This window comes from Bradyrhizobium sp. AUGA SZCCT0158, assembly GCF_018130065.1.
Classification (GTDB): domain Bacteria; phylum Pseudomonadota; class Alphaproteobacteria; order Rhizobiales; family Xanthobacteraceae; genus Bradyrhizobium.
The window spans coordinates 1-26217 of sequence record NZ_JAFCME010000049.1 but is presented as its reverse complement, the minus strand read 5'-3'; the positions used below and the strand labels follow the sequence as shown (position 1 = coordinate 26217).

General features: G+C 62.8%; 29 protein-coding genes and 1 tRNA gene. 17 read left to right on the top strand and 13 right to left on the bottom strand.

Annotated elements, in window-relative coordinates; translation table 11 throughout:
- Window positions 1–299: 299 nt before the first annotated feature.
- On the top strand, window positions 300–674 hold the full coding sequence (locus JQ574_RS34090; protein ID WP_212209799.1) for a hypothetical protein: 375 nt from the start codon (window positions 300–302) through the stop codon (window positions 672–674).
- A gap of 397 nt (window positions 675–1071) precedes the next feature.
- Here JQ574_RS34090 and JQ574_RS34085 read toward each other — a convergent pair whose 3' ends face one another.
- Window positions 1072–1587, bottom strand: a complete 516-nt coding sequence (locus tag JQ574_RS34085) for a DUF4440 domain-containing protein (RefSeq protein ID WP_249119787.1) — start codon at window positions 1585–1587, stop codon at window positions 1072–1074.
- A 238-nt stretch (window positions 1588–1825) separates the two neighbouring features.
- Between JQ574_RS34085 and JQ574_RS35795 the strand changes: the two genes are divergently transcribed.
- The 3 genes from JQ574_RS35795 to JQ574_RS34070 all read left to right on the top strand — a co-directional run bounded on the left by JQ574_RS35795 (window position 1826) and on the right by JQ574_RS34070 (window position 3064).
- Window positions 1826–2407, top strand: coding sequence for a phasin family protein (locus JQ574_RS35795; RefSeq protein WP_312014737.1), 582 nt, complete (start codon window positions 1826–1828; stop codon window positions 2405–2407).
- A gap of 212 nt (window positions 2408–2619) precedes the next feature.
- Complete coding sequence (locus JQ574_RS34075) at window positions 2620–2832, top strand: hypothetical protein (protein ID WP_212209800.1); 213 nt, start codon at window positions 2620–2622, stop codon at window positions 2830–2832.
- A 25-nt stretch (window positions 2833–2857) separates the two neighbouring features.
- Complete coding sequence (locus JQ574_RS34070; protein ID WP_212209801.1) at window positions 2858–3064, top strand: hypothetical protein; 207 nt, start codon at window positions 2858–2860, stop codon at window positions 3062–3064.
- Between the two features lie 14 nt (window positions 3065–3078).
- Here the strand turns inward: JQ574_RS34070 and JQ574_RS34065 are convergent, their stop codons facing one another.
- Window positions 3079–3882, bottom strand: coding sequence for a Crp/Fnr family transcriptional regulator (locus JQ574_RS34065; RefSeq protein ID WP_212209802.1), 804 nt, complete (start codon window positions 3880–3882; stop codon window positions 3079–3081).
- Window positions 3883–4453: 571 nt separating this feature from the next.
- On the opposite strand from JQ574_RS34065, the gene JQ574_RS34060 reads away from it, so the two are divergent.
- On the top strand, window positions 4454–5971 hold the full coding sequence (locus tag JQ574_RS34060; RefSeq protein ID WP_212209803.1) for an AMP-binding protein: 1518 nt from the start codon (window positions 4454–4456) through the stop codon (window positions 5969–5971).
- An 18-nt stretch (window positions 5972–5989) separates the two neighbouring features.
- On the opposite strand, the gene JQ574_RS34055 is transcribed toward JQ574_RS34060, so the two are convergent.
- Window positions 5990–6379 (bottom strand): hypothetical protein, encoded by a 390-nt coding sequence (locus tag JQ574_RS34055; RefSeq protein WP_212209804.1) that lies wholly within the window; start codon window positions 6377–6379, stop codon window positions 5990–5992.
- Entirely contained in the window at window positions 6376–6858 is a 483-nt protein-coding gene (locus tag JQ574_RS34050) for a hypothetical protein (RefSeq protein WP_212209805.1), read from the bottom strand. The genes JQ574_RS34055 and JQ574_RS34050 overlap by 4 nt, the downstream gene beginning before the upstream one ends.
- Before the next feature lie 418 nt (window positions 6859–7276).
- Between JQ574_RS34050 and JQ574_RS34045 the strand changes: the two genes are divergently transcribed.
- The 5 genes from JQ574_RS34045 (at window position 7277) to JQ574_RS34025 (ending at window position 12984) form a co-directional block, all read left to right on the top strand.
- Entirely contained in the window at window positions 7277–8362 is a 1086-nt protein-coding gene (locus JQ574_RS34045; protein WP_212209806.1) for a DUF2252 family protein, read from the top strand.
- Window positions 8363–8527: 165 nt separating this feature from the next.
- On the top strand, window positions 8528–9499 hold the full coding sequence (locus JQ574_RS34040; RefSeq protein ID WP_192738349.1) for a S1C family serine protease: 972 nt from the start codon (window positions 8528–8530) through the stop codon (window positions 9497–9499).
- 86 nt (window positions 9500–9585) lie between these two features.
- Window positions 9586–10674, top strand: coding sequence for a phospholipase (locus JQ574_RS34035; RefSeq protein ID WP_212209807.1), 1089 nt, complete (start codon window positions 9586–9588; stop codon window positions 10672–10674).
- Window positions 10675–10802: 128 nt separating this feature from the next.
- Window positions 10803–12128 (top strand): hypothetical protein, encoded by a 1326-nt coding sequence (locus tag JQ574_RS34030; RefSeq protein ID WP_212209808.1) that lies wholly within the window; start codon window positions 10803–10805, stop codon window positions 12126–12128.
- A gap of 7 nt (window positions 12129–12135) precedes the next feature.
- Window positions 12136–12984 carry a hypothetical protein gene (locus JQ574_RS34025; protein ID WP_212209809.1) on the top strand — a complete coding sequence of 283 codons (849 nt, stop codon included), beginning with the start codon at window positions 12136–12138 and terminating at the stop codon, window positions 12982–12984.
- Window positions 12985–13041: 57 nt separating this feature from the next.
- Here the strand turns inward: JQ574_RS34025 and JQ574_RS34020 are convergent, their stop codons facing one another.
- Window positions 13042–13791, bottom strand: a complete 750-nt coding sequence (locus JQ574_RS34020; protein ID WP_212209810.1) for an SDR family NAD(P)-dependent oxidoreductase — start codon at window positions 13789–13791, stop codon at window positions 13042–13044.
- A gap of 117 nt (window positions 13792–13908) precedes the next feature.
- On the opposite strand from JQ574_RS34020, the gene JQ574_RS34015 reads away from it, so the two are divergent.
- Both JQ574_RS34015 and JQ574_RS34010 read left to right on the top strand, forming a co-directional pair.
- Window positions 13909–14802 (top strand): LysR family transcriptional regulator, encoded by an 894-nt coding sequence (locus JQ574_RS34015; protein ID WP_212209811.1) that lies wholly within the window; start codon window positions 13909–13911, stop codon window positions 14800–14802.
- A 58-nt stretch (window positions 14803–14860) separates the two neighbouring features.
- On the top strand, window positions 14861–15067 hold the full coding sequence (locus JQ574_RS34010; protein ID WP_212209812.1) for a hypothetical protein: 207 nt from the start codon (window positions 14861–14863) through the stop codon (window positions 15065–15067).
- A 70-nt stretch (window positions 15068–15137) separates the two neighbouring features.
- On the opposite strand, the gene JQ574_RS34005 is transcribed toward JQ574_RS34010, so the two are convergent.
- The 4 genes from JQ574_RS34005 to JQ574_RS33990 all read right to left on the bottom strand — a co-directional run bounded on the left by JQ574_RS34005 (window position 15138) and on the right by JQ574_RS33990 (window position 17678).
- Window positions 15138–15815, bottom strand: a complete 678-nt coding sequence (locus tag JQ574_RS34005; RefSeq protein WP_212209813.1) for a DsbA family protein — start codon at window positions 15813–15815, stop codon at window positions 15138–15140.
- Window positions 15816–15844: 29 nt separating this feature from the next.
- A complete protein-coding gene (locus tag JQ574_RS34000) occupies window positions 15845–16630 on the bottom strand; it encodes a sulfite exporter TauE/SafE family protein (protein WP_212209897.1) in 786 nt (261 codons plus the stop codon).
- 152 nt (window positions 16631–16782) lie between these two features.
- On the bottom strand, window positions 16783–17238 hold the full coding sequence (locus JQ574_RS33995) for a PaaI family thioesterase (RefSeq protein WP_212209898.1): 456 nt from the start codon (window positions 17236–17238) through the stop codon (window positions 16783–16785).
- A 5-nt stretch (window positions 17239–17243) separates the two neighbouring features.
- Entirely contained in the window at window positions 17244–17678 is a 435-nt protein-coding gene (locus tag JQ574_RS33990; RefSeq protein ID WP_212209814.1) for a thioesterase family protein, read from the bottom strand.
- Window positions 17679–17794: 116 nt separating this feature from the next.
- On the opposite strand from JQ574_RS33990, the gene JQ574_RS33985 reads away from it, so the two are divergent.
- A complete protein-coding gene (locus tag JQ574_RS33985; protein ID WP_212209815.1) occupies window positions 17795–18382 on the top strand; it encodes a TetR/AcrR family transcriptional regulator in 588 nt (195 codons plus the stop codon).
- 44 nt (window positions 18383–18426) lie between these two features.
- Here the strand turns inward: JQ574_RS33985 and JQ574_RS33980 are convergent, their stop codons facing one another.
- Entirely contained in the window at window positions 18427–18924 is a 498-nt protein-coding gene (locus JQ574_RS33980; RefSeq protein ID WP_212209816.1) for a hypothetical protein, read from the bottom strand.
- 270 nt (window positions 18925–19194) lie between these two features.
- Between JQ574_RS33980 and JQ574_RS33975 the strand changes: the two genes are divergently transcribed.
- Both JQ574_RS33975 and JQ574_RS33970 read left to right on the top strand, forming a co-directional pair.
- The gene (locus tag JQ574_RS33975; protein WP_212209817.1) at window positions 19195–19479 is read left to right on the top strand and encodes a PsiF family protein; all 285 of its coding nucleotides are present in this window, start codon (window positions 19195–19197) and stop codon (window positions 19477–19479) included.
- Window positions 19480–19683: 204 nt separating this feature from the next.
- On the top strand, window positions 19684–20769 hold the full coding sequence (locus tag JQ574_RS33970) for an AbrB family transcriptional regulator (protein ID WP_409363414.1): 1086 nt from the start codon (window positions 19684–19686) through the stop codon (window positions 20767–20769).
- Here the strand turns inward: JQ574_RS33970 and JQ574_RS33965 are convergent.
- Window positions 20766–21305: a disulfide bond formation protein B gene (locus JQ574_RS33965; RefSeq protein ID WP_212209819.1), complete on the bottom strand. Its 540-nt coding sequence runs from the start codon at window positions 21303–21305 to the stop codon at window positions 20766–20768. The genes JQ574_RS33970 and JQ574_RS33965 overlap by 4 nt on opposite strands.
- Window positions 21306–21454: 149 nt before the next feature.
- On the opposite strand from JQ574_RS33965, the gene JQ574_RS33960 reads away from it, so the two are divergent.
- Together JQ574_RS33960 and JQ574_RS33955 are read left to right on the top strand one after the other, a co-directional pair.
- A tRNA-Leu gene (locus JQ574_RS33960) sits at window positions 21455–21539 on the top strand.
- 159 nt (window positions 21540–21698) lie between these two features.
- Window positions 21699–22163, top strand: a complete 465-nt coding sequence (locus JQ574_RS33955) for a GNAT family N-acetyltransferase (protein ID WP_212209820.1) — start codon at window positions 21699–21701, stop codon at window positions 22161–22163.
- On the opposite strand, the gene JQ574_RS35790 is transcribed toward JQ574_RS33955, so the two are convergent.
- A complete protein-coding gene (locus JQ574_RS35790; RefSeq protein ID WP_212209821.1) occupies window positions 22145–23803 on the bottom strand; it encodes a sensor domain-containing diguanylate cyclase in 1659 nt (552 codons plus the stop codon). The two genes, JQ574_RS33955 and JQ574_RS35790, sit on opposite strands and share 19 nt — an antisense overlap.
- A gap of 208 nt (window positions 23804–24011) precedes the next feature.
- Window positions 24012–25469: an aspartate ammonia-lyase gene (gene aspA, locus JQ574_RS33945; protein WP_212209822.1), complete on the bottom strand. Its 1458-nt coding sequence runs from the start codon at window positions 25467–25469 to the stop codon at window positions 24012–24014.
- Between the last annotated feature and the right edge of the window lie 748 nt (window positions 25470–26217).

Sequence of the window (26217 nt, the reverse complement as noted above, 5' to 3'; positions counted from 1 at the left end):
CCCGCCCAACGTCCGTGACGACGGCCGACGCCCTTCTGACCAGGACGGGATGGCGATAGATGCGCACTGATTTGGGTGGGCCGGCAACAGAAATATTTTTGATTTACAGAAACTTTCTACTTGACACGATTTCTGAAAACCGGAACTGATTTGCCCGTCGGGCAACACAGAGGTATCCCTAGACACGGCGTCCGCGCGACGATGTCGGCTTTCGGACCCGGAGCAGACATTGAATTTCGCAGCGATCGTCGTAAATTTCGTCCGGATTGCAACGCCTTGAAAACCTGGAGGTAGATGCAATGACCCTCGACCAGTACGTGCGCGACCTGCGGGAGATTACTGCTCAGCGTTCTGATCCGGTCGAAATCACGGACCTGGTCGTACCGCTCGCCAGGAAATTTGCAAAATCGCCGGAACTGCGCCGCCCCGAATATCGTGAATGCGATGCCGAGCAAGGCTTCGGCGTTCACATGCTCCATGAAGAGCCCAATCACGATCTGGCCGTTTTCCTGGTATCGTGGCTGCCGAACCGAGGCACCAACCCGCACAACCACAAAACCTGGGCCGTGGTGGTCGGCATCGAAGGCCAGGAACAAGAGATCAACTATGACCGGCGCGATGACGGTGGTAAGCCCGGCTATGCCGACCTGAAACGCAGCGGTGAACACGGGTGACCGCTGGTGACACGGCCCGCTGTTATCCAGAACACATACATAGCGTCCGGAACGTTGGAAAAGACATTTCGATGTCGCTGCACACTTACGGCCGGCACATCAACTACACTGGACGCTCCGAGTTTGATGTAGAGCGCAAACTTGAGAAGCCCTACGTGGTCAGGGTCGCCGACGACGCGCACGTGCGGGCGCAGATCCTGACCAAACGAAGAATAAGTTAGCGTTCCGCGTCTGGCACTTTCGGACCTGGATTGCCGAGCCATATCCGAGCGGCAATCGGACCTGAAGCGTCGGCGTTACCGATGCGGGCCAGGATGATCTGACCAACATGGTTGCAGCGGCGAGCCAAGCATCACGAGCGTGGTGTTGTGATCAGCAGCCAACAGCCGCGAAGAGCCTATTTGCCATCGTTCCAGATATCGGTCGCCATCTTCCAGTCATTTCCGACCTTTTCCCAAACCACAACATATTTTCCGCTCAGTTCCTGCGGCGTCGGGCCCTTGGTCTTCAGGCTGAAATTCCCGATCTCGCGCGCCGCAGAGGGGCCGAGCGGCTTGACGTCCAGGACGGTGAGTTTCGGATCGCCAACTTTTTCGGCCATGCTTTTCCACATTGCCTCGATCGCGGCTCGGCCCTGGACCATCGCAGAACCAGGCGGAAGTGCGATGGCATCAGCGGTGTAGAATGACGCGATCGCGGCGAAATCGGCCTTGTTGAAGAATTCAATCCATTTAGCGTTTGCCGCCTCGATCTCCGCCTTCTGTGCCGACGCTGGTCCAATCAACGCCAGCACGAATGCAATCACCAGTGCCATCCTGCTCATGATCAGCTCCATTTTTTGAATGCGATTGCTCGGTCGGTTCGCGCATCTCGGTCTCCGCGCCGATACTGCGTGCATGCCGATCGGCAGCAATTTTACCGCCCGGGGCATGTCCCTGAGACTCGCCCTATTGGGTTACCCCTGGTCAGCGCGGCCGCCCAAGGCAGCGTCGGAAACGAACGAAAGCCCGCGCCTGGCAATGTCCAGTTATTCACAACGTCTTCCCCGTTAACCATAGCTATATACGATGGTGTGAATTGACATCGTCGAAAAAATTTTAACCGAGAGTCGCAAATCGAACCGACCGCCCCGTTTTCGCAGGGCACAGTGGGTGCGGGGCTGGATCAAAGCTCATCAAAAAACAGATCGAACACGGAGCGTGAGCTCTCGTGACGCAAGCGAGCGTCTCGGGAAATGGCTTTCGCTTGAGAAAGGTGATGCCGCAGTGAGTGAAAGCGAAACGAAAGTTGCACCGAACGGAACCAATGTATTCGGGATGCCACTGTTGGAACTCCCGAAGATCGCGTTGCCGGGCGTGAGCTTCGAGCTGGCCGAGCAGGGTTTTGCCCGCGCGCGGGAAGGTTGCGAGAAGATGAAGGTCGCGTCAGAGGCGATGACGGAAGCGCTGCGCGAGAGCTATTCGAGCAATGCCAGAAGCACGACAGACTACGGCCTCAAGGTGCTCGAAATCTCAAACGCCAATGCTGCCTCCGCGATCGATTTCTTCGTCAATCTGCTGGGCAGCAAGTCAGTTTCGGAAGTCTTTACCTTGTCCGCGTCGCAGGCGCGCAAGACCTTCGACGCCGCATCCGGCCAGAACAAGGAATTACTGGCCCTTGCCCAGAAGCTTGCGACGGAAACGGGTGAGCCGATCAGGGATCACTTCGCCAAGATTCTGCACAAAGCCAGCTAAAAAAGCGGCGCCCAATTTACACAGAGGATTCGTTCAGGAGGGATCCGGCCGGTTGGAGTAAGCCCCGCAACGAGTATGCCCACCCCATGCTCGATCAGACAAATGCACAGGTGCGCTATGCCCCCCAAGTCACCGCACCGACAAGAGGCGCAAATCCAACCGGCCGGTACTTTGCTGCAAAGACAGCAAGTACCATTTCAAGGGAGGGACACATGGGTATGGTTATGGTGAAATGTCCGCAAAGCGGACGCGCGATCCCCACCGGCATCAAGATCGATCGCGAGAGCTTTGGACGCAGCGCGGTGTTCTTCTCGCGCACTCATTGCCCGATCTGCCGCACCTATCACGACTGGTTCGCGCGGGAAGCCTGGGTTCACGAGCCGAGCATCCGGACGCGGCGTCTCGGCGCGGGCTCCAGCGCCTGACCGTCGCTGCGCAATGGGGGACACCATGGCGCGCATGGAAATCTCAACTGAAACGTCGACCTGGCTGCTGCAGGCCAAGGATTTTCTTGAAGAAGCACGACGGCTGAAGCCGGGCCCCGCACGCAACGAGCTGCGCCAGACGGCGAAGGTGCTGCGCGAGCTCGCCAAGCTCGAGGCGAAGAAACGACACAACGGGAAGAAACGACACAACGGCCAGTCGCAGCGCGGATAGGTCGGCGGTCGCGCTCACACGACATCGCCCGATTCAATTTCCGGGATGCGCACAGCAGCGGAAGGAACCGCCGCGCGTGATCGGGCCGTGTTCGACGAAAAGATTTCTTCGACTTCGACACGCATGGTGTCGTGGCATTCGCACGATGCGGCCGCGAGCCGCGATCGGTCGATCTCGATCCGGCCTCGTTGATCGGACCTGATCGCTCCGGAAGCGCGCAGTTTACCCACCAGGAGCGTCACCGTCGTTCGTCGCACACCAAGGATTTGCGACAACGCCTGTTGGGTGAGCGGGAGCACGTCGTGGTCGATGCGGTCGCGAAATTGCAGCAGCCAGCGGGCCATGCGGGCTTCGACCGGGTGCAGCGCATTGCAGGCCGAGCCGAGTTGGAACTGTACCAGCATCGCCCTGGCGTGATTCTGGACCAGGTGCCGGATCGCCGGACTCCGGTTGAAAGCGGCGTGAAAGCGCGATGCGGGAATCCGCGAGGCGATGCCCGCCGCACGAACGACCGCGGTAACGGCCGAAGGCGACGGCCCGAGCACTGAAAGAATGCCTATTGCCCCCTCGCGCCCGACCGCGGCGGTGGCGACCGTCTGCCCGTCCGCCATGTCGATCATCAGCGAGATGGCGCCGCTATGAGGGAAAAGCACATGCTCGATCGGGTCACCCGCTCGCGAAATGACCGCGTCCGGATCGAGCGCGACCGTCTCCAGCACAGGCCCCAGCAGATCGAGGTCCGACGGCGGCAGCGCTGCAAGAAGGTGGTTACCAGTTCCGCCCAGAGGCTTCACTGAAGGGAGCCCGCGATCAGACATTCGCGGCCTTCTTCATTTGGAGTGTCTTCATTTGGAGTGTCGCGAAACGGCGATCTTGCTCCGAGATCAAACTCACCCTGGTACGCCTTTACGCTCGACAACAAATTTGCTCCCAACAACAAAACTTCTAACCATCGGCCGCGATATGGATTTCTGCTCGCCGCATCGCAAAGAGTTAGATGCAAATGCGACGGACGCAACAACAAAATGCGCATGCGTACCACCGTAGTAATGCGGAACGGGTGGTTCCAATTCCGGCGCACGGCACACGCCTTCCGGTACGCGGCACATGACGGAAACTTATCGGTGCCCGAGCCCATTGCGATATCGGCAGGTAGCACTTTTGAGACATGACGGTGGACCCCGACAATGTCCGGGAACGGAAGTCGTCGGCGGTCAGGCGCCCGAGCCGCGCAATGAGGTGAACGCTCGCGATCGGGGTTGGCAATATGGACGCCGCGCCCGTCTTGAGTGACAATGTCTCCTGTTGGCGAAGTGCCAGCGGTGGCCGTATGCCGCCTGATACGAAACACAAGAGCGGCATCAAGACGCCCCGCCATGGAAACGCCCAATGCTGATCCCCCTTGCCGACGTGCCGCGCTGGTATGCCGAGCGCAAACCTAAAGACACGATCGCGATCAGCCATGGCGCCGAGACACTGAGCTGGGAGCAGCTGGAGCGCAATGCCAACGCCCGTGCCCGCGCCTTTGCGGCCAAGGGCGTCAAGCCGGGCGATTTCGTCGCCATCGGCCTGCCCAACAGCAACGCATTTTTCGAGACCACGTTTGCGGTGTGGAAATGCGGCGCGACGCCGACCTCGCTGACCTGGCGGTTGCCGCGCGGCGAGGCGGCTGCGGTGCTGGACATTCTCAAGCCTTCGCTTGTCGTCGGCGGTCAGCCGGACTGGAATGCGCCCAACGCGCTACCGATTGATTTCATGCCGGACGGCTTTTCCGGAGATCCGATCGACAACCCGGTGGCGCGCTACTGGAAGGCGATGACCTCTGGCGGCTCGACCGGCCGGCCGAAGGTGATCCTCGACCACCGGCCCGCCGTGATCGATACCGCAGGCCCCGCCGCGCTCGGCATGCCGATCGGCGCTTCCCTGCTCAACCCCGGGCCGCTCTACCACAACGCGCCCTTCATTGTTTCGCACACCGCGCTGTTCCATGGCGGGCGCGTCACCGGCCTCGTCAAGTTCGACGCCGAGGAATGCCTGCGCCTGATCGAAGCGAGCCGGGTGCAGTGGGTCAATTTCGTGCCGACCATGATGCACCGGATCTGGGCGCTGCCCGATGAGGTGCGGAGCCGCTACGATCTGTCGAGCCTGCAAATCGTGTTTCACATGGCGGCGCCGATGCCGCCATGGCTGAAGGAAAAATGGATCGAATGGCTCGGGCCCGAGCGCATCTATGAGCTCTATGGCGGCACCGAAGCACAGGGCGCATGTATCATTTCGGGCGTCGAATGGCTCGAACACAGGGGATCGGTCGGCAAGATCGCCGAGACTTCCCGCCTGCGCATCATCGGCGAGGACGGCAACGAGGTCCCGACCGGCGAGACCGGTGAAATCTATTTCCTGCCCAATGACGGCGCCGGCAGCAGCTATCATTATCTCGGCGCCGAACCAAAACGCCGCGCCGACGGCTGGGAATCGCTCGGCGACATCGGAAGACTGGACGCCGACGGCTATCTCTATCTCGGCGACCGGCTCGCCGACATGATCCTGCGCGGCGGCGCCAACATCTACCCGGCCGAAATCGAGGCTGCGGTATCAGCCCATCCGTTAGTTCGCTCCTGTGTCGCGGTCGGCCTGCCCGATCCGGAATTCGGCCAGCGCGTGCACGCAATCCTGGAACTTGGGCCCGACACCGACGCGCAATCGGTCGCCGACGGCATGGGCGATTTCCTCTCCGACCTGCTCAGCCGCTACAAGCACCCGGAAAGTTTTGAAGTGGTCGATGTCGGCCTGCGCGATGATTCCGGCAAGGTCCGCCGCACCCTGCTGCGCGACGAGCGCGCCGCCTGGCTGAAGGAGAATCGCGCGTTCCGGATATTGCCCGCGCGGGCGCGGGCCAGGGCGGAGTGAGGAAAGGGCCGGGATAAACTACATTCTTGGCCTCGACAGCGCGTCCTTGCTTACAAACAGGAGGCGCCGCCGAAAGGCTGTCGGACTTTCGGCAAGCAGCACCCCCTTGAGAGATTGCAAACCACCAGCGAAGAATGGTTCACGAAGCCCGTTACCATGGGTCTCGCTCCACTCTGGTATCGGCAGCCCGTAAACGCGTGCAAGATGCTCGGCGACTGCAGCCACGTAGGCGTCGTGCACGGCGTCAATGGAAGCCGGCCGCTCTTCGATCGCTCGCTGGCGCGACTCAGTGTTCGTATAAAACGAATCGAGAAACTCGCGAAGCGACGGGTCAAACTTCTGTTCGCCGGCTTTCACCCGACGGACCACCTCGCCCAACGATCCTGGTTTTTTGCGGAACAGATTCATGGCAGGCGCGACGAATCAGTGGTCTGACCATTGCCGTGGTCAATGTCCAGGTTTGAAAAAATCTCCTCGAGTCCCAACCGCGTTTTGGGTTGAAGCATGTTCTGCGGGTAAAATTTTTCGACCAACGTCAGGGCATCCTGGCTGCTTTTGATACCTATTGCGCGAGCGAGAAGCTTGATGTCGTCGATGTCCGAGTTCGTCTCGACACCCCCGACGCGCATCGCTCGGCACTTCATGGCAAATTCCGGTTTCGCCGGGTATACGCGTAGACTTGGCTGATCCTCCGCTGGATAGGTCTTGAACAAGGCCTTGACATCAGGGTCGGCGTCTCTGCTGCTGAGCCATCCCTTCACACCGTCGTTCAACCAGTTTTCATCCCACCCAAATTCCTCGGCAATCTCCGCCGCGAGCTTTTTGATGAAGTCTTTGTTTCCCTCGAATACCGCATCGACGTCGCCGGTGTTGATCTGTCTGTTCAAGGTGAGCAGGAGGGCGGATCCGCCATATATCGCGATCTCGACGGTGCGACCGGCCGCAAATGCTCTCGGCCAAGTTCGGCAAGGGCATGCTCCAGAGTTGACCGATCGAAATTCTTATCGCCGCTCATGATTCGTTCTTCCGCAACCAGTAAACGATACGCTTTTAGCACGAAAGCTGCCAGCAAACCGGTTCGTAGTTACGATCCGGGAGGACTCCCGGGCCGGCTCAGGGACGTCCGTTTGTTCCGGATCTATCATGCCGTCCCGCGCGCGGTCCAAAACGGATTGGAGACAACCGGCCGAAGCTCCTAAAAAGCCAACTCTCGCTTTCAGCGACATTTCAACCGACACATCCTGAGGTAAGATATTCCGGCTGACGTGACGGCTTTCGATCGGCCGCACCGCATGGGAATATGACATGTCTTTCCGCACGGATAACAAGGCCTACGAGACCTGGCTCGCCACGCAGTGCGACGTCGTCAAAAAGGATATCGCCTACAAGCACAAGCGGATGAAGAAGAACCCCTTCATCTTTCTGCGGGCGACCTATTTCCGCTGGGCCAGAAAAATCGGCGACTGGTGTCCGGAACTGATGGATGCGCCGCAATTGCTTTCGGTCGGCGATCTGCATCTGGAGAATTTCGGGACCTGGCGCGATGCGGACGGCCGTCTGGTCTGGGGCGTCAACGATTTCGACGAAGCCGCCGTCATGCCCTACGTGCTCGATCTGGTCCGGCTTGCGGCCAGCATCCAGCTTGCGCCGAATCCGGCGGTCGACCCCAAGCACGCCGCTAGCGCCGTGCTCCAGGGCTATCGCGACGGCCTCGAGAACCCGCGGCCGGCGCTGCTGTTCGAAGGACAAAGCTGGTTGCGGCCCTATGCCGAGCCTGAGGAAGACAGACTGAAGGAGTTTTGGAAGGAAGTTGCCGACTACCCGGATTACAAGCCGCCGCCCGCAATCGCCAAAGCGCTGATCGAAAGCCTGCCTGACGGCGTGGACAGGAAGAGCATCCGATTGTGCCGCCTGCTCCGCAAGGGTGGCGGCAGCCTGGGGCGGCCGCGTTACGTCGCGGTCGGCGACTGGCGCGGCGGGCAGGTATTGCGCGAGGCCAAGGCGCTGGTGCCCTCGGCGTGGACATATGCCAACGGCCAAACATCCGGCAAGAAATCCGGCAAGAAACCCAGCAAGTCGAATTTCCTGGCGCTGGCCAACAGCCGCTATCGCGCGCCGGATCCGTTTCTCGACGTGCGCCATCAATTCATCTTTCGGCGCATCGCCGCCGATTCCCGCAAGATCGAGTTGGGTGACGCCGTGGGGAAGAAATTGCACCTCAAGTTGCTGGAGGCCATGGGGCTGGAAGTGGCGTCGGTCCACGCAGCAGGTGCGGTGCCGGTCAAGGCGCTGCAGGCCGACCTTGCGAAACGCCCGCACGGCTGGCTGAACGCCGCCGCAGCGGTTGCGGCCGACAAAGTCAAGCGCGATTATCGGGAATGGCGCAGCTGACGCGCGTTCCATCGATGCACGGATCGCAAACCGCGTTCGATCCGCGATCTCGATCCGCGGCCGTTTCGCTGATATAATCCGGCAAAGGCTGCCGCTGACAGGACCATGATCTATTCGGGTTGCGCGGCGTTGGTTAGCTGCGCGCAACCGTATGGGAGACCCTTCATGCCCTCTTTGACCGAATGGAAAGTGCCGCCGGCCAACCAGCCGCGCCCGGGCGATTACAGTTTTGATCTCGACCGCGCACTGGCCTCGGTGGTCGGGCTGCATTCGATTATCCCCGCCGACGCCTTCAGCGCGGAGACGCTCGGCACCGAGCGCGCCGGCAATGGCGTGCTGATCGACGACGGCCTGGTGCTGACCATCGGCTATCTCATCACCGAGGCCGAGACCGTGTGGCTGCATCTGGGCGACGGCCGCGTGATGCAGGGCCATCCGCTCGGCTTCGACTTCGAATCCGGCTTCGGCCTGGTGCAGGCGCTCGGGCGTCTCGACATCGAGCCGCTGCCGCTCGGCTCTTCCGCCATTACAAGGGTCGGCGACCGCGTCGTGCTCGGCGGCGCCGGCGGCCGCACGCGATCGGTCGCGAGCCAGATCGCGGCCAAGCAGGAATTCGCCGGCTATTGGGAATATCTCTTGGATGAAGCGATCTTCACCCACCCCGCGCATCCGAACTGGGGCGGCACCGGGCTGATCTCCGGCCGGGGCGAGCTGATCGGCATCGGCTCGCTGCAGCTCGAACGCGAGCGCGAGGGCAAGGCCGAACACGTCAACATGATCGTGCCGATCGACCTGTTGAAGCCGGTGCTCGACGACTTACGCAAGTTCGGCCGCGTCAACAAGCCGGCGCGGCCATGGCTCGGGATGTTTTCGACCGAGATCGACAACCGCATCGTGGTGGTCGGCGTCGCCGGCAAGGGTCCCGCGGCGCGCGCCGAAATCAAGACCGGCGATGTCATCCTCGCGATCAATGGCGACAAGATCACCAGCCAGACCGGCTTCTACCGAAAACTCTGGTCGCTGGGGCCTGCCGGCGTCGACGTGCCGCTCACGGTCTATCATGAGGGCGTCACTTTCGACGTGGTGCTGACCTCGGTCGAACGCGCCAAGCTGCTGAAGGCGCCGAGACTGCACTGAGCAAGACTTCACTGAGAAGGCTTCACTAAGAAGACTGCACTGAGAACGCTGCGCTAACAAAAGCTCCAATATGCAGGGAATGCGCGATGAGCGAGGCCGTGGTGGACGACATCGTGGCCGTGCTGCCGCCGCTCTTGCAATCGCTCGAAGCGCTCGGCTTTGTCGCGCGCCATCTGAACCCGCCGGATTTCGGTCGCGTGATGGAAGCTGCCGGCACGCCGGACGAGGCGCTGCGCGCGGTGCGCCCGCGGCTTTCGCAGTGGCCCGCGGAATTCGGCGATATCAAGACCGCGCTCGAGGCCGCCAGCGACGCGGCGCTCGCCGCCTTCGACGGCCTGCGCGAGGTGCAGAACGGCAATGGCGATCTGGTCAGCGTGTTTCGCTCGCTGCGCCATTCGCCGCGCGCGCAGGAGGCGCTCTATGCGCTGGTCGCGAAATTGCCGCCGGTCAGCGAGTTCTTTGTCGAACCTTCGTTGCGCGAGGATGCCGATCTCGCCGCACGGCTGGCGCAACCCGCCAATGAAAACACCGGCATCTTCCACGACCATAACGAACCCGGCAGCCGCGGTGGCTTCTCGCTCTATGTGCCGGAATATTATACGCCTGATCGTGCCTGGCCGCTGGTGATGGCGCTGCATGGCGGCAGCGGCAATGGCCGCGGTTTTCTGTGGAGCTGGCTGCGCGACGCGCGCAGCCACGGCGCCATCCTGATCGCGCCGACGGCGACAGGAAATGCTTCAGATAGCAAAACCACCTGGGCGCTGATGGGCGAAGACACCGACACGCCGAACCTGATGCGCATTCTCGAACAGGTGCGTTCGCGCTGGAATATCGACGCGACAAAAATGCTGCTGACCGGCATGAGCGACGGCGGCACCTTCTGCTATGTCAGCGGGCTCGAAAGCGCCTCGCCGTTCACGCATCTCGCGCCGGTCTCGGCGACGTTCCATCCGCTGATGGCTGAAATGGCGGATGCGGAGAGACTGCGTGGCCTGCCGATCCACCTCGTGCATGGCAAGCTCGACTGGATGTTTCCGGTGCAGGTGGCGCGGCACACCCGGCAATTGCTGTCGGCGGCAGGCGCCAACGTGACCTACCGCGAGATCGACGATCTCAGCCACACCTATCCGCGCGAGATCAACGCGCCAATGCTGGCGTGGCTGCGCGGGAGTTGACCGCACGGGCCGGGCCGGTTCCCGTGACAAAGAGACATAATCTCGTCTGAATTTATCGTCAAAAGTGAAGGACTTAGCCAACGAGGGGGGCCTCGTCAGCGCGGTATTGGAACCGCGACAGGATCTTCATGCCCTCCACGATTTCCCCCGCATCAATCTCGCGTTCACCCCTCTCTACATCCGTCGTGCTCTCCAAGGGGGTCAGCCGCCTTGAGGCAACGCTGAAGTTGACGACCGCGATCCTCGCGCTCGCGGCCGGCGTCTACACCTATCTCGGCGTTCGCGAACTGCTCAACGGCAGTCCGACGACCGTGTTCTTCGCGGCGGTCATTTATTCCGTCGCGGTGTCGGTCGGCATCTACGCCTTCTGGATTTTCCTGATGCAGTTCATGCCGCATGTCACCGGCCGCGGCGGCCGCGGGCTGATGTTCGGCTGCATGCTGCTGGGATCCTTGATGATCGTGGCGATGTCGTCCTGGCTGAATGCGTCGGCACTCGCCGGCGCCGCCGCGGTCCAGCAGCACCTCGCCATTACCGTGCAGAACTACACCCGCGATCTCGATACCGCCAACACCAACGCGATCGCGGCGCAGGGGCTTTTGCCCGATATCCAGCTCGCCTCTTCCCGCTTCGCCAAACTGGCCGATGCCGAGCGCGCCGGCTCGCTGACCGGCACCGCAGGTTCAGGCACCGTGGTGCAGCTGCTGACCCAGATGTCGGGGCAGCTCGACGGTCTGGGGCAGGAAGTTCAGGCTTCCGGCAAGCGTGTCTCGGCGCTGTACGAGCAAGGCGGCAAGAATCTCGCCAAAATGCGCGAGCTGATTTCCGACCGCGGTCCGATCTCGGCACGCAGCGACGCCTTTGCATCGGAATCGCTCGCCCTGATGGGCGTGATCGCCAACCTGCAGCAAACGTCGGTGGCGCCGGCGGTGAAACGGGCCGCGACGTCGCTGTCGTCAGGGTTCATTGCACCGGCAGCCGGTGGCCGCAGCGGCGATCTCGCGGAACGGCAAACCGCCGTTGTCGGAAAGGTGGAAAGTTCGATCGCGGCACAAGCCACCTCGCTCTCCGACGCCGCCGACAAGATTTTGGCGATGCCGCGGGTCGAGCCGGCCCGCTTTCAGTCGCTCACCCCGGCGGAAGCCGTGCTGCGCTATGCCAGCGATTTCATCCCGAGCTGGGCCGGAGCGATCTCGATTGACCTGATGCCGGCGGTGCTGGTGCTGATCCTCTGCGTGGTTCATGCCGCGATCCGGCGTGAAGGCCTGCCGGCGATGAGTGGGTCCGACATGACCGCGGGCGAACTGGTCGCGGCCCTGCAAATGGCGCGGGAGGTCGAAGAGGCCCGCCGAACCGTGCCGAACGAAACAAAGGACATCCCTGAGCCGCCATCGGAGCCTGCGCCGGCAGAAGAGAACGTGACGTCGCTGTCGTCGGCGCGGCATCCCAAGTAGCGCTGTCATGTCGACCATTTCGGAACGCTTTCACCATTGGCTCTCGGACCGCGCGGACGAGACCATGCTGCGCTGGATTTTTCGCGGCCTGGTTACGGTCATCGTGGCTGCGCTCGCTGCCGATCTCGCCGGTGCCAATGGCTGGATCGCTCCGCCCGATCCCGCGGCATTGCCGGCCGAGATCAAGCGGGACGCTCCCACGCTGGATCTTCCCAGCGTCCTCCCGTCCATCCTGGCTCCGCTTTTGCCCGGCGGCGACAATCGCCTGACGCCGTTGCCACAGCCGGAAGGCGCGCTGGCAAAGCCGATGACTTTTGAGCTGGTCGGCGGCGGCAGGTTGATCGCAAACGGCACGATCACGCCTGGAATTTCACAAGCTTTTGCCGCCGAAATCGGCAAGCGCGGCGACTATATCAAGACTGTGGTCCTGAATTCACCGGGAGGTTCGGTCGTCGATGCACTGGCGATGGGACGCCTGATCCGCGAAAAGAACCTGGCAACCGAAATCGAGGCCGGGAAATACTGCGCCTCGTCGTGCCCGCTGATGTTCGCCGGCGGCGCCGAGCGGCGCGCCGGCGACAAGGCCGTGATCGGCGTGCATCAGGTGGCGGCGATCGCGGCCGCGGCCAATAGCCCGCCACGCGACGAGATGAGCATGGCACAGAAAATCTCGGCGCTCTGCCAGCGCTATCTCGCCGAGATGGGCATCAACCTGCAGGCCTGGGTCCATGCGATGGAAACGCCGCACGACAAGCTGTTCGTGTTCAAGCCGGATGAGTTGAAGTCCCTTAATCTCGTGACGACAGCACCGGCTGCAGCACCAGCGCCGTCCGTCCCTGCGAAGGTGAGATCGTAGCATCAGCTCAGGGTTTCGCCGCATCGCGTGACGCGGCGAAACCCCGCGCGTCGCGGCTTAGCGCCAGCCGCCGGACGCCGAGATGCGCTCACCTGTCAGCCACGCCGAATCATCCGACGCGAGGAACACTGCAACCTTCGCGATGTCTTCGGGCTGGCCGAAGCGGCCGAGCGGCGTCATGCCGATGACCTGCTTTTCCACCTCGCCTCCGAGCAGTCCGGCGCTTTCGAGCCCTTCGGATGCCGTGGCTCCCGGCGCGATGGCATTAACGCGAATTTGTCGCGCGCCGAACTCTTTCGCCAGGCTGCGCGTGATCGAATCGACCGCGCTCTTGGTGGCGGAATAGACCACCGAATCCGGCGTCGGATTGAGGCTCGCGATCGACGAGATGTTGATGATGCTGCCGCCCTGCGGGCCGAAATATTTCAGCGCATGCTGGATGGTCAGCAGCGTTCCCAGCACGTTGGTGTCGAACTCGCGGTGAAACTCCTTCTCGGTCACGTTCTCGAGCGGCTCGAACTGGTAGACGCCGGCGTTGTTCACCAACACATCAAGCCTGCCGAACGAAGCCTTGGACTGTTCGAACAAACGCTTCACGTCGGCGGCATCAGCGACGTCGCCCTGCACCGCAATCGCCTTGCCTCCCTTGGCCGTGATGCTTGCTACGACGCGATCGGCGCCTTCGCGGCTCGACGCGTAGTTCACCACGACGGCGGCGCCCGCCGCGGCCAAACCCTTGGCGATGCCGGCACCGATGCCTTTCGAAGCTCCCGTGACGATTGCCACTTTGCCCTTGAGGTCACTCATTTGAATTCTCCTGATGGGCCGGCCCAGTTGCCGGCGTCTTGTGACCGGCTATCTACTTCGGACTGAACGGCTTATTAGGATGGCATCATTCCTAGGATTTGTGCCTGGAGTTCGGAAATGACGACAATTCTGGAGAAAACCGCCGGTCTGGTCGCGTTCGTGCGAACCGTGGATTCCGGCTCCTTCTCGAACGCCAGCCGCGCGATCGGCTCCAGCGCATCGGCCGTTTCGAAGAGCGTGGCGCGGCTGGAACGCCGGCTCGGCGTCCGGCTGCTGCAGCGATCGACGCGGACGCTGAGCCTCACCACCGAGGGCGCGGCCTATTACGAACGCGTCGCGCCGCTGCTCCGCGCGATCGAGGACGCCGAGGATGTCGTGCAGATGGCCGACAGCGCGCGCGGCCTGTTGCGCGTGACCGCGCCGGTGTTTGTCGGGCGAACGCTGGTCGGTGAATGGTCGCAAGCCTTCCTGGCGCGGCATCCCAACGTCAAACTCGAACTCAGCGTCAGCGATCGCCACGCCGATCTGATCCGGGAAGGTTTTGATGTCGCGTTGCGCGTCGGCGATCTCGCCGATGCCGATTTGACGGCGCGCAAGCTGGCCGATCTTGCCTTGGTGATGATCGCCTCGCCCGGTTACGTGGCCGCGCGCGGCGTGCCCCGCAGCGTCGCAGATCTGCGCCAGCATGCTTGTCTGCGCTATCTGCTCGCCGGAAAGCCCTATCCGTTTGCTTTCGCCGATGGCACCACCATCACGCCGGAAGGCGCGCTTGATTCAGACGACGGCATTACGCTGTATCACGCAGCCCTTCACGGCGCCGGCATCGCGCAGGTGCTCCGCTTCGCCGTCGAGGACGATTTTGCTGTCGGTCGGTTGATCGAAATACTGCCAGACGTCGCGATGCCGTCGGTTCCGATGCACGTTGTGCACGCCTTTGGCCGGCAATTGCCGGTCCGGGCGCGACTATTCGTCGATTTCCTTGTGGAACGCGTGAGCCGGATCGGCAAATAAGTTCGCTACGGAACTTTCCGCCACACGCAGCGTTGTTTGCGCATCACCGGAGGATGTCATGCGAACGTTTCTTGGAATGATCCTGGGCGCGCTGCTGCTGGTTTGCGGCGTCTACGTCTATGATTCGATGAACACATCGAGTGTGGCGAACGGTCAGGTCGCACAGAACAACCGCACCATCGTCAACTGGGACGTGGCCGCGACCGACTGGAAGGCGCTGAAGACGCGCGCCCACGAGGAGTGGACCAGGATCGCGTCGAAGTAATCACGCGAGCTTATTCGAACGAAATTGGGCGTCCTCGTCACCGACGAGGGCGCCCTTTCCTTTGACGCGATTAGTTGGCGCCTTTGGCTTTCCGCGCATCCTTGATGACCATTTCGAACTCCGCCATGGTCAGGATGCCGGGCACGCGGAACTTGCCGACGATAAAGGACGGCGTGCCACGGAAGCCGAAGGCTTCCGCCTGGGCGTGGTTGCGCGCGAGGATGGCGTCGATCGCCTTGGCGTTGGTGGTGAGGTCGCGGTTGAGGCGATCCATGTCGATGCCCTTTTCGGCGACCAGCTCGCGGGCGCGCGCCTCGGTCAACCGCGAACTGACGCCGATCATCGCCTCGTGCGCCTGCATGAACTTGTCCTGATATTTGGCCGCCAGCGCCATCCGCGCGGTGATCTTGGAAACTTCGCCGAGGATCGGCCAGTCCTTCAGCACCAGGCGGACCTTGCCGTCGTCCTGCACCACCTGCGCGATCTCCGGCGCGATCTTGCGGCAATAGGGACAATTATAGTCGAACCATTCGACGATGCTGATGTCGCCATCGGGGTTGCCGGCCGCGGGAATATCCGGATCGCGCAGCACCAGCGCTTCGGTCAGCACCGCGTCGTCATCATGCGCCAACGCCGTGCGCGGCATCGTCGCGGTGCCGAGCAGGGTTGCGCCGGCGCCCATCAGGCCGATCGCTTCGCGCCGGCTGGGTCCCGGATTGGTTGCGGCTGGTTTGTTGTGCTGGTTCATTGCTGCTCTCGCGACGGCCTCACCCCTGTCTACGCCCAGGATGAGGATATGTTACGCGCCAGCATATAGAGCGCCACCGCAATAATGACCACGGCGAACACAATGTTGAGGGCGCCGCGTCGCTCGGCGAGGTGACGGGCGGAGCGGGTGCCGGCCAAGCCGCCGGTAATACCGCCTGCGACGAACAACCCCGCCAGCGCCCAGGAGATGAAGCCGGACCAGGCATAGCTCGCAGCGGTGGTCAAGCCGAACGCGGTGACGGCGACCAGGGAGGAACTGACCGCGTTCATGATCGGCATCCCCGTCGCCAGCATCAACGCCGGCACGATCAGGAATCCGCCGCCAATGCCGAAGAAACCCGATAGCGTCCCGGTCGCGAGGCCAAGGCCGACAATAGCCGGCATGTTGGACATCGACATCTTGACATCCGGCAACCCGATCCGCGACCGCGTCTTCAGCATCAGCAGCGCGATCACGATCATGACCAGCGCGAACAGCGCCAGCAGTTTCTGGCCATCGACCATCTTGCCGAGGATCGAGCCGCCGAAGGCGCCGGCCATGCCCGCGACAGCAAATGTCAGCGCGCAGGACCACACCACCGTGCCGCCGCGCGCATGGTTGGACAGATTGACCGCGGCGTTGGCGGCGACCGCGATGGCGCTGGTGCCGATCGCGACATGCGGTTCGGGCACGCCGACCACATAGACCATCAGCGGCACCGCCAGGATCGAACCGCCGCCGCCGACCAGGCCGAGCGAAAACCCGACCAGCATCCCCGACGCCAGTCCCAACACGCTTTGCGCCGTGGAGATGATCAAGATGGAAGACTCATGTGCACGGTCGGACCATAGAAGGAATTTCTATGATCCGCCATGGCTGCAGCACAAATCTGCCCTGCAACAGGCGTTCAGCGTACGCACCATGCTCCGAGCAATGTCCGACGTCAGGCGGGCGCGAGCGCCTTGTCCTACAATGGTGCGCTGGCGCGGCGCGGCAGCGCCATCAGCGTACCCGTCATGGTTGCGATCAGAGTCTCGATGCCGTCGTGCTCCGCATAGGCACGCCCCTCGCATACTGTGAGCGTACGGCCCGGCTTGACGACCGTGGCGCGGAACGCAAAGCGCTGGCCGCGCGCCGGCGCCAGCAGGTTGGTCTTGAATTCCACGGTGAGGATGTCGGAGCCAATGGGCATCAGCGTGAAGGCGGCGATGCCGCAGGCACTGTCGAGCCCGGCCGTGATGATACCCGCATGCACGAAACCGTTCTGCTGGGTGAAGTCGCTCGAATAGGCCATCGCGAGTTCGACGTCGCCCGGCTCCAGCCGCGCGATCGAGATGCCCAGCGTACGCATTGCGTGCTGGCGCTCGAACGTATCGGTTGCGATCTCGCGATAATCCGGATTCGTCGGCTCGAAACGCGCCATGCCGCTCATGCCGGTACCGCCTCGGTCGGGTCGAGATGCTTCAGCGCGGTATTGCGGATCTCAGGCGCGAACGGCATCGATTTGTGGGCCTGCCGGTCGAGGTGCACGGCGGTGATTTCACAGGTCGCTGATATCTCACCGGTTTCGGCGTTGCGCATCTCGTGCAGGAAGCGGATCGACTTGTCGCGGATTTCCAAGAGCCGGCTTTTGACTTCGACGATGTCGCCGGCGAATAGTTCGCGCTTGTAGCTGATGTTCTGCTGCACGCCGGCCATGCCGCGGCCGGATTCGCGCAAATAGGACGGCGTCAGCCCGAGCCTTGCGAACATATTCCAGTTCGCCTCGTCGAACTTGCCGACATACCACATGATGTTCATGTGCCCGACATGATCGCATTGCCACGGATAGACCGTGCCGCGATAGGTCGCGTCCGTCTCCATCGTCTCGCTCCCGCTCATCGTTTCTGGCCGGTTGTCGATTTTGATACGGTAGCGTATCAGGGCGTGAACAGGTTAGCAATACGGTACCGTATCAAGAATCGGTGAGGCTGGAATCAATGACCGACGGCAAGAACGAGAACCGCAAGGACGCGACCTGTAAGGACAGGACCTGGATCGAGGCCGGCATGGCGGAAATCGCGCGCACCGGCGTCGAGGGCGTGCGGGTCGAGGTGCTGGCGAAGAATCTTGGCGTCACCAAGGGCGGTTTCTATCGCCGCTTCAAGGATCGCGCGGCGCTGCTGGACGGCATGCTGCAGAACTGGAGCACCGGGCGCATCGCCGCGATCGAAAGGCAGACCAGCCTCGATGGCGCCACCGCGCGCGAACGCTTGCGGGCGCTGGTTGCGCTTTACTCAGAACGGATGAACACCGAGGGCATGGCGGTGGAGCTTGCGATCCGGCAATGGGCGCGATCCGATGAGGCCGCGGCCGCAGCAGTCGCCAGCGTCGATGCCGCGCGGCTGCAAAATGTCGGGCAGCTCTATCGCGCGGCGGGGCTGGCGGCGGAGGAAGCCGAAGCGCAGGCATTCCTGTTCTATTGCTTCATCTTCGGCCAGAGCTTGCTGTTCCTCGAACGCGGCCCGCGCAAGCGCGCGCAGCTGATCGCAAAGTCAGCCGAGAAGTTGCTCGAGGATGAAGGTTAGGCGCGGCCGAGGACCGGCCGCGCCTTAAAACGCTCAGCCTTTTCTCAGGCCGTGGGTTTCAGCTTTTTGCTGCATTCGCTGTAATAGCCGCCGCCCTTCTGGATCCACTTCAGGCCACCATTGCCGTTGGTGGTCTTGTTGGCGTTGTACTGATCAAGGCAGGTGTGCATGCGCTGCTTGCCGGCGGTTTCCTTGGCGTATTTCGGATCGACAGCGTTCGGATACACCGCAGGTCCCGATGGCACCGCCGGCGCCGCGGCTTCCTTGGCGGGCGCGGCTTCCTTCTTGGCCTTGGCTTCCTTGGGCGCGGCAGCGGGTGCTGCGGCCGGCGCGGCCGCTGGCGCCGCAGCGGTGGCATCGGCACCGCATTGCGCCTTGCGGAAGTCATTCCATTTCTGGCCGCCGAGCGTGCCGGCGGTCTTGGCGGCCTGGTATTTCGCGCTGCATTCCTGCGCGGTGAGGGCCTGGGCCGGCGACGTCACCATGAACGCCGCAAAACCCGACACCGCCATTGCGCAGAGTATTTTTGCTTGATTGGTCATCCTAAGGCTCCCTTGGGGCAGTTTAACTAGGGCAATTTAGCTTGGGCCATCCAACTTGGGCAGGTCGTCCTTGTGCAGTTATCGTGCAATCATTCAGGGGTTTTGACCTGCACCGCCATCCTAACGCAACCAAAGCTTGCGGCAACGAAAGCCGCGATTTTCCGTTCAAAATAATGTGGCTGTCAAAGACGCGGATTGTCCGGTCCATTCACTTGGCGTTCAGCATCACGGCGCGACGGTCGCGCCCTTGTTTCCAATCCGAGGTGCCCCATGAAGATCTCTTCCCTTGTCACCGCGACCGCGATTGCTTCGCTCCTGCTGATGGGCGCGGCATCGGCGCAAACCGCCGCGCCGACTGCAAAGACCGAGGCGCCGAAGACCGAGACCAAGGCACCGGCCGAAAAGAAGACTGCCGCGAAGCCGCGTACCCCAGGCTCCCTCGAATGCTCCAAGCAGGCCGACGAGAAGGGGCTCAAGGGCAAGGAACGCAAGAAATTCCGTTCCGCTTGCAAGAAGGAATTCGCCGACAAGAAGAAGGCGGCGGGAGCGAAGTGATCACCTGCCCCTGCCGCTTCAAGGCAAGGACTACTTCGCATCTGCATGTTTGATGGTGTTGCTGGGCGCCCGCGGACCCGCGCGGGCGCCCGTTGCTTGCCCGCGCATGGACCGCCCGCACCAGGGCCGAAGATGGCTGACGCACGCATTGCAGCAATCGCGTGGCGCATTTGTCCCCCAATGCGGGATTTGCCATAAGGCGGCGTGAGCCTGATCCCCGCATCGATGACGTCTGCGATTCCTGACCGCGCCAGGATTCTCTCCACGATCGAGACAATCGTCCTCGGCGCCGCTGGCGGCTTGCTGTTTCTTTGGGCAAACCTGCCCGGTGGACTGATCTCCGGCGCGATGTTCGCGGTCGGCATCGCCGCGATCTGCGGACGGCCGCTCGCGATGCCGCCGATCCTGACGCAAAGCGTGCTGCTGCTGCTCGGGATCACGCTTGGCTCGCTGGTGTCGCGGCAGCTGATCCAGCACATGAGCTCCTATCCGCTGACCATCGGCCTGCTCGCGCTCGCCACCTTCTGCTCGACCTTCGGCAGCAGCTTCTATCTGCAGCGCTTCCACGGCTGGGACCAGACCTCGGCCTTGCTGGCCGGAAGCCCCGGCGCGCTATCGCAAATCACCATCCTCGCCGCCGAGAAGGGCGCCGACGTCGCTGGCATCGCCGTGGTTCAGACCATGCGCGTGATCATCCTCACCGCCGCCCTGCCGCTGCTGCTGGCATTGACCGGGATCGCGCCATCGGCGCCGCCGAACATCGCCGCCATCATCGCCTCGCCGTTCGAACTGGCCGTATTGATCGCGGCTGCGGTCGCGGTCGCGCTGCTGTTGCTGCTGATGAAATTTCCGGCGAGCTGGATGTTCGGCGCGATGATCGCCTCGAGCGTGCTGCACGGCACCGACATGATCGAGGGCGGGCTGCCGCCCTGGATGCGCGGCGTGGCGCTGGTCGGCATCGGAGCGGTGATCGGCACGCGCTTTGCGCGGGTGAAACGGTCGACGCTGCTCAGCCATGTCAATGCGGGGCTGGGTTCGTTTGCGGTCGCGATCGTGATCTCGGCGATCTTCGTCGCCATCATCGCGCTGACCACCCATGTGCGGCTGGCCGACGTGCTGGTGGCCTTTGCGCCGGGCGCGATGGACGCCATGCTGGCGCTGGCCCTGACGCTGCACATCGACCCGATTTTCGTCGGTGCGCATCATCTGTCGCGCTTCGTGTTCGTCTCCATCACGACGCCGGGCATCGTCCATCTGTTCGGACGGCCGCAGGATGATGTGGACGATTAGGCTCGCTTGACGGACTTCAGGCCCCACGCCGCGATCGCGGCCATCGCCAGCGAGATCAGCACATTGTAGCCGGCGAGCGAGAGGCCGAGGAAGCGCCACTGCACCTCGTCGCAACGGATCACCTTCACGGTGTCGAGGCGCTCGAGCAGCGTGCCGGCGCTGCCGAGATCGACGAGCGGGCCCGAGCAATCGGTCGGGCCCTGCCAGAACTTCCATTCGACGCCGGCGTGGTAGCCGCCGAACCAGGCGTTCGCCAGCGCCGCCAGCGCCAGCAGCGCGAGGCCGGCCAGCAGCACCGGCCGCGGCGCGTCCCGCGAGGCCACGAAAGCGACCAGAAGGGCGAGCGGGACCGCCAGATAATAGGCATAGCGCTGTTCGAGGCAGAGCGGACAGGGGCGGATATCGAGCACCAGTTCGAAGAACCAGGCGCCCGCCAAGGTCGCCGCTGCGATGGCCGCGATCGCCAGCGCGGCTATCGTAGCCGTATTGGCGCCAAGCCCGGCATGTGACGGATTTGCGGTGGCATGAAGCGTCACGGGCGTTCTCCAACGATAACAACGTCCTATCCCTCTGAAGTGGCGCTGTCGAGGCGCGGGACAATCACATCCGCGCGGGTTGACCCGCCGAAACCGCCCGCTATATTCCGCCGGCTTCGCGGCACCGGCCTTCTGGCCGACGCCCGAGGGCCCCTGTGGCGGAACTGGTAGACGCGCTCGACTCAAAATCGAGTTCCGCAAGGAGTGCTGGTTCGATTCCGGCCAGGGGCACCAGTCTTCGCCGCTACGCGGCTTCGCCTGGCGCGGCCAGACGCAAATCCATCCTGCGCAGCGGCGAAGACTGCCCAGCGTAGCCTCTTGCGCAGCGAAGCGAACGCCTCGTACCGTCTGTCAGGACTGCCACCTCGGTCAGGAATCACCCAGGGCCACCCGATGGACATGCTCGTCAAGCTCTATGCGCTGCCGGATTCCCGGCCTGCGTATGATCGATTGCGCAACGCCGGAATCGTCATGCGCCGTGCGTTGGCCCCCGAAAAGCACAAGGTCACAGGCTGGGTGCGGCAGAATTTCAGCGAGGCATGGGCCAGCGAAACCGATGTCGCGTTCGGCCGCCAGCCGGTCTCCTGCTTCATCGCGGTCCGGGACAAAAACATCATCGGCTTCGCCTGCCATGATGCGACCTGTCCCAATTTTTTCGGTCCGACCGGCGTCGATCCGAAGGCCCGGCAGGGCGGGGTCGGGAAAGCCCTGCTGTTCGCCTGCCTCGAGGACATGCGGCAACAAGGCTTTGGCTACGCCATCATCGGCGGCGTCGGGCCGGCGGAGTTTTACTCGAAGGCGGTCGGCGCGGTGGCCATCGAAGGTTCGGAGCCGGGGATTTACCGCGGGCTGCTGTAGGATCGTTCGATCCGGGCGACGGCGGAAGATCGCTCTCGACCCGACCCGCTCGCTTCATTCAAATGTGCGCCGGCATCGGGCGCAATCGAGCCCGCGTCGGTTTCCGCCAGTTCGGTGCGATTGCGGCCGAGCCGTTTGGCCTCATAGAGCGCCTTGTCCGCGGCGGCGATGAGATCGCGATGCCTGGTTTCCGCGCTGGGCACCAGGGATGCGACACCGATGCTCAATTTCGCATGGCCGCGCTGAATCTCGTCCGCGCCGCAGCGGACGATCAGATCCTCGCGAATCCGCGCCGCCAGCGCCGCCGCATCGCCGAGCGACGTGTCCGGCAGCAGAACGGCGAATTCGTCGCCGCCATAGCGCGCGCCCATATCCGAAGGGCGCTTCACATTCGCCGCGATCGACGCGGCAATGTCCTGCAGCAATCTGTCGCCGGCCTGATGGCCATGCGCGTCGTTGTAGACCTTGAAATGGTCGGCATCGATCATCAAGAGCGCGACCGGCGCGCTGCCGCGCATCGCGCGGCGCCATTCATAGGCCAGCGCGCGGTTGAAATGGCGGCGGTTGGCAAGACCGGTGAGCCCGTCGATCGTGGCCAGGATAGTGAGCTTCTTTTCCGCGGCGCTGCGGCGCGCGAATTCGCGATGCAGGAAGGCGGCCAGCATCACTGTCACGGCGCACAGCACGGCCATCAGGACGCCGATCGCGATCGCCTGCCGCCACCACGCCGCAAGAACATCGTCGAGCGATTGGCCGACCACGACGATCAGCGGCAGATTGCCGACCTGGGTATAGACGAACAGCCGTTTGATCCCGTCCGATACCGCCCGCGATTCGTAGTGGCCGCTGGGAGCCTTCGGGAAGTGGTTGAACAGTTCGGCGCGCTTGATGCTGCTGCCGATGAAATCCTGGCGGAACGGCCAGCGCATCAGCACGATGCCGTCGGTGCGCGCCAATGTCACCGTGCCGTTGGGGCCGAGCGAAGCATCCTTGAACATCGCCTGGAAATGGTCCTGCAGCATGGCTGTGAGCACGACGCCGGCAAAGGAGCCGTCCGGACGCGACAGCCGCCGGCTGAACGCCACCAGCGAGAGGCCGGTGACACGGGACGCGATCGGACGGCTGACGTACAGGCCGGGAAAATCATTGTCTCTGTGAAACTGGAAATAATCCCGGTCGGACATGTTGTGTCCCGGCGGGATCAGATTCTTGGAATCGTGGGTGATCCGTCCGGTGTCATCGACGACGAACATCGATGTGGGATGACGCGCGGTGGCGGAATAATCGAACAGCACCAGCTGGCGCATTTCCGGACTGAGACGATCGAGACCGGGCAACTTCAAATTGCTCATCAGCCCCTCGAGCGAGAGATTGAGCAGATCCACATTGCGGGCGATATCGGCCTTGAGCGAATTGGCGAGGCTGGTGGCGACCTCGGTGGCACGCACCTCGGTCGCCCGCCGCGCCTCCAGCAGCACCCAGCCGCAGACCGCGGAGAAGCTCAGCGCCAGCAGAATGACCGAAATCGTCATCCGGTGATGCGACTGTGTCCATGCCCAGCCGGAAGCGTCACCTGCTTCGTCGGGTTCGCGCGACCAGAGCGACTTCCACACCGGTTTGCCCGCTTCCGCTATTGCCACGGAATTCACCTTGCAAGACGTTGCCTTCGCCTTTTGTGCGCCGATGGAACGAGTTAGGCGTTAAAGGCCAAGTGAATTCGCCCCAAGTGGTTCACAAATTATTCGCGGAACAGGTTGAAATGGCCTGATCGGGCGATTTTTCCGTGGAAGTACGGGCACTTCGCGCCGCACACATGCAATGATGATCGAATCCACATGGCATGCACGATCAGTCGATCTGACTCGGCCCTGCGGTCCCGACCTCGGCCTTGCCCTGTACCAGCGTCACCGTAATCGCGCGTGGCCGGGTCAGCACTTCCGGCTGCAGAATCTGGTCGAGTTGCTCCGGCGTGAGCAGTTTCCTGGCCAGCACCAGATCGTAGACGCTTTCGCCCGTGACCAGCGCCTGCTGCGCGATCTCGGTGGCGTTGGCGTAGCCGATATAGGGATTGAGCGCGGTGACGATGCCGATCGAGTTTTCGACGCCGCGGCGCAGGTGCTCACGGTTGGCGGTGATGCCGTTGACGCATTTCTCGGCCAGCGTCAGGCAGCCGGTGCGCAGATGATTGACGCTCTTGAACAGACTGTGCGCGATGATCGGCTCGAACGCATTGAGCTGCAACTGGCCGCCCTCGGCCGCAAAACTCACCGTAATGTCGTTCCCGATCACCTCGAAGGCGATCTGGTTGACGACCTCGGGAATCACAGGATTGACCTTGCCCGGCATGATGCTCGAGCCCGCCTGCATCGGCGGCAGGTTGATCTCGTTCAACCCGACACGCGGTCCTGACGACAACAGCCGCAGATCGTTGCAGGTCTTCGACAGCTTGACGGCGACGCGCTTGAGCACGCCGGAGAGTTGAACGAAGCTGCCGCAATCCTGCGTCGCCTCGACCAGGTTCGACGCGGTCACCACCGGAATGCCGGTGATCGACCGCAGCTGTCGGCACACCAGGCCGGCATAGTCCGGGTGCGAGTTGATGCCGGTGCCGATCGCGGTCGCGCCCATGTTGATTTCACACACCAGCAGCACGGCTTCCCTGAGCCGCTGCTCGTCTTCCCCCAGCATGACGGCATAGGTGGAAAATTCCTGCCCCAGCGTCATCGGCACGGCGTCCTGCAACTGGGTGCGACCCATCTTGATGATGTCCCTGAACTCGTCGGACTTGCGCTCGAACGCCCCGCGCAGCACCGCCATCGCTTCGACCAGCCGCATGATGCCGCCGTAAGCCGCGAGCTTGAGCGCCGTCGGATAGACGTCGTTGGTGCTCTGGCTCATGTTGACGTGCTCGTTGGGGTGCAGGAATTTGTAATCGCCCTTTTGTCGGCCGAGCAGCTCCAAAGCGCGGTTCGCGATCACCTCGTTGGCGTTCATGTTGGTGGACGTGCCGGCGCCGCCCTGAATGACGTCGACCACGAACTGGTCGTGCAATTCACCCGATCGCACCTCCTCCGCGGCGGCGACGATGGCGTCGGCGAGTTTGGCATCGAGCAACCCGAGTTCGCGGTTGCTCTTCGCTGCAGCGATCTTGATCGATGCCAAGGCCGCGATGAGATCCGGATAGATCGAGATCGGGGTGCCGCTGATCGGGAAGTTCTCCACCGCCCGCAAGGTGTGGACGCCGTAATAGGCCTCCGCCGGAACATCTCGGTCGCCCAGGAGATCGTGTTCGCGTCGCGTCGTCATCGGGGGGACCTTTTCGCCGGAGTGTCTGGGATACTGATAAGAGCAGGAGATGGGGGTGTTTCCTAGTGTCGGGCTTCCACACACGGCCGTCATACCCCGCGCGTGCGGGGTATCCAGTACCCCGTGGCCTACCTCGTCATTGCGAGCGAAGCGAAGCAATCCACGTCGCGGCATAACGGATGCATGGATTGCTTCGCTGCGCTCGCAATGACGGGAACAGTGCGGCCCCCAACAACGCTGTCATCCCCGCGCAGGCGGGGATCCAGTACGCCGCGGCTTCTCGGTTCAATCATTGCGGTCTCTGGAATACTGGGTCCCCGCCTTCGCGGGGACGACAATTGTGGGTGTGACACACACTTCGCGTTCTCGCGACGCATTGCGCCCGAGTTATGCTGGAAACTTCCCGCCCTCTCATAGTGAGGGCGCAGGGAAGACCGGGTGCGCGCTGCACCCGCGGTCACGTGTGCGGTTTGCACTAAGTAGGCTGCACACGAGCATACAGGGCAGCGGAGAACACCCGGCCTTCCCTGCGCAATGGCTTTACGGCTTATGCCGTGCTCTCCCCGGAGACGAGTTCTTGGTTGACTCCGTCGCTGCCGTTCAGCTCTCGCCTACCCGACAGCTTGACACCTGCAACGGGTGCCAGGACCACACGGTTTTGCCGTACGCTTATCCACGCCGTCGTCGAGGCGTAAACCAGCGTCCACCGCAACCCGTCCAACGTCCGTGACGACGGCCGACGCCCTTC

Excerpts from the sequence above, each read along its gene's own strand:
- JQ574_RS34090 (WP_212209799.1), top strand. The coding sequence starts at position 300 with ATGACCCTCGACCAGTACGTGCGCGACCTGCGGGAGATTACTGCTCAG.
- JQ574_RS34075 (WP_212209800.1), top strand. The coding sequence starts at position 2,620 with ATGGGTATGGTTATGGTGAAATGTCCGCAAAGCGGACGCGCGATCCCC.
- JQ574_RS34070 (WP_212209801.1), top strand. The coding sequence starts at position 2,858 with ATGGCGCGCATGGAAATCTCAACTGAAACGTCGACCTGGCTGCTGCAG.
- JQ574_RS34065 (WP_212209802.1), bottom strand. The coding sequence starts at position 3,882 with ATGTCTGATCGCGGGCTCCCTTCAGTGAAGCCTCTGGGCGGAACTGGT.
- JQ574_RS34060 (WP_212209803.1), top strand. The coding sequence starts at position 4,454 with ATGCTGATCCCCCTTGCCGACGTGCCGCGCTGGTATGCCGAGCGCAAA.
- JQ574_RS34055 (WP_212209804.1), bottom strand. The coding sequence starts at position 6,379 with ATGAATCTGTTCCGCAAAAAACCAGGATCGTTGGGCGAGGTGGTCCGT.
- JQ574_RS34045 (WP_212209806.1), top strand. The coding sequence starts at position 7,277 with ATGTCTTTCCGCACGGATAACAAGGCCTACGAGACCTGGCTCGCCACG.
- JQ574_RS34040 (WP_192738349.1), top strand. The coding sequence starts at position 8,528 with ATGCCCTCTTTGACCGAATGGAAAGTGCCGCCGGCCAACCAGCCGCGC.
- JQ574_RS34035 (WP_212209807.1), top strand. The coding sequence starts at position 9,586 with ATGAGCGAGGCCGTGGTGGACGACATCGTGGCCGTGCTGCCGCCGCTC.
- JQ574_RS34030 (WP_212209808.1), top strand. The coding sequence starts at position 10,803 with ATGCCCTCCACGATTTCCCCCGCATCAATCTCGCGTTCACCCCTCTCT.
- JQ574_RS34025 (WP_212209809.1), top strand. The coding sequence starts at position 12,136 with ATGTCGACCATTTCGGAACGCTTTCACCATTGGCTCTCGGACCGCGCG.
- JQ574_RS34020 (WP_212209810.1), bottom strand. The coding sequence starts at position 13,791 with ATGAGTGACCTCAAGGGCAAAGTGGCAATCGTCACGGGAGCTTCGAAA.
- JQ574_RS34015 (WP_212209811.1), top strand. The coding sequence starts at position 13,909 with ATGACGACAATTCTGGAGAAAACCGCCGGTCTGGTCGCGTTCGTGCGA.
- JQ574_RS34010 (WP_212209812.1), top strand. The coding sequence starts at position 14,861 with ATGCGAACGTTTCTTGGAATGATCCTGGGCGCGCTGCTGCTGGTTTGC.
- JQ574_RS34005 (WP_212209813.1), bottom strand. The coding sequence starts at position 15,815 with ATGAACCAGCACAACAAACCAGCCGCAACCAATCCGGGACCCAGCCGG.
- JQ574_RS33995 (WP_212209898.1), bottom strand. The coding sequence starts at position 17,238 with ATGGCGCGTTTCGAGCCGACGAATCCGGATTATCGCGAGATCGCAACC.
- JQ574_RS33990 (WP_212209814.1), bottom strand. The coding sequence starts at position 17,678 with ATGGAGACGGACGCGACCTATCGCGGCACGGTCTATCCGTGGCAATGC.
- JQ574_RS33985 (WP_212209815.1), top strand. The coding sequence starts at position 17,795 with ATGACCGACGGCAAGAACGAGAACCGCAAGGACGCGACCTGTAAGGAC.
- JQ574_RS33980 (WP_212209816.1), bottom strand. The coding sequence starts at position 18,924 with ATGACCAATCAAGCAAAAATACTCTGCGCAATGGCGGTGTCGGGTTTT.
- JQ574_RS33975 (WP_212209817.1), top strand. The coding sequence starts at position 19,195 with ATGAAGATCTCTTCCCTTGTCACCGCGACCGCGATTGCTTCGCTCCTG.
- JQ574_RS33955 (WP_212209820.1), top strand. The coding sequence starts at position 21,699 with ATGGACATGCTCGTCAAGCTCTATGCGCTGCCGGATTCCCGGCCTGCG.
- aspA (WP_212209822.1), bottom strand. The coding sequence starts at position 25,469 with ATGACGACGCGACGCGAACACGATCTCCTGGGCGACCGAGATGTTCCG.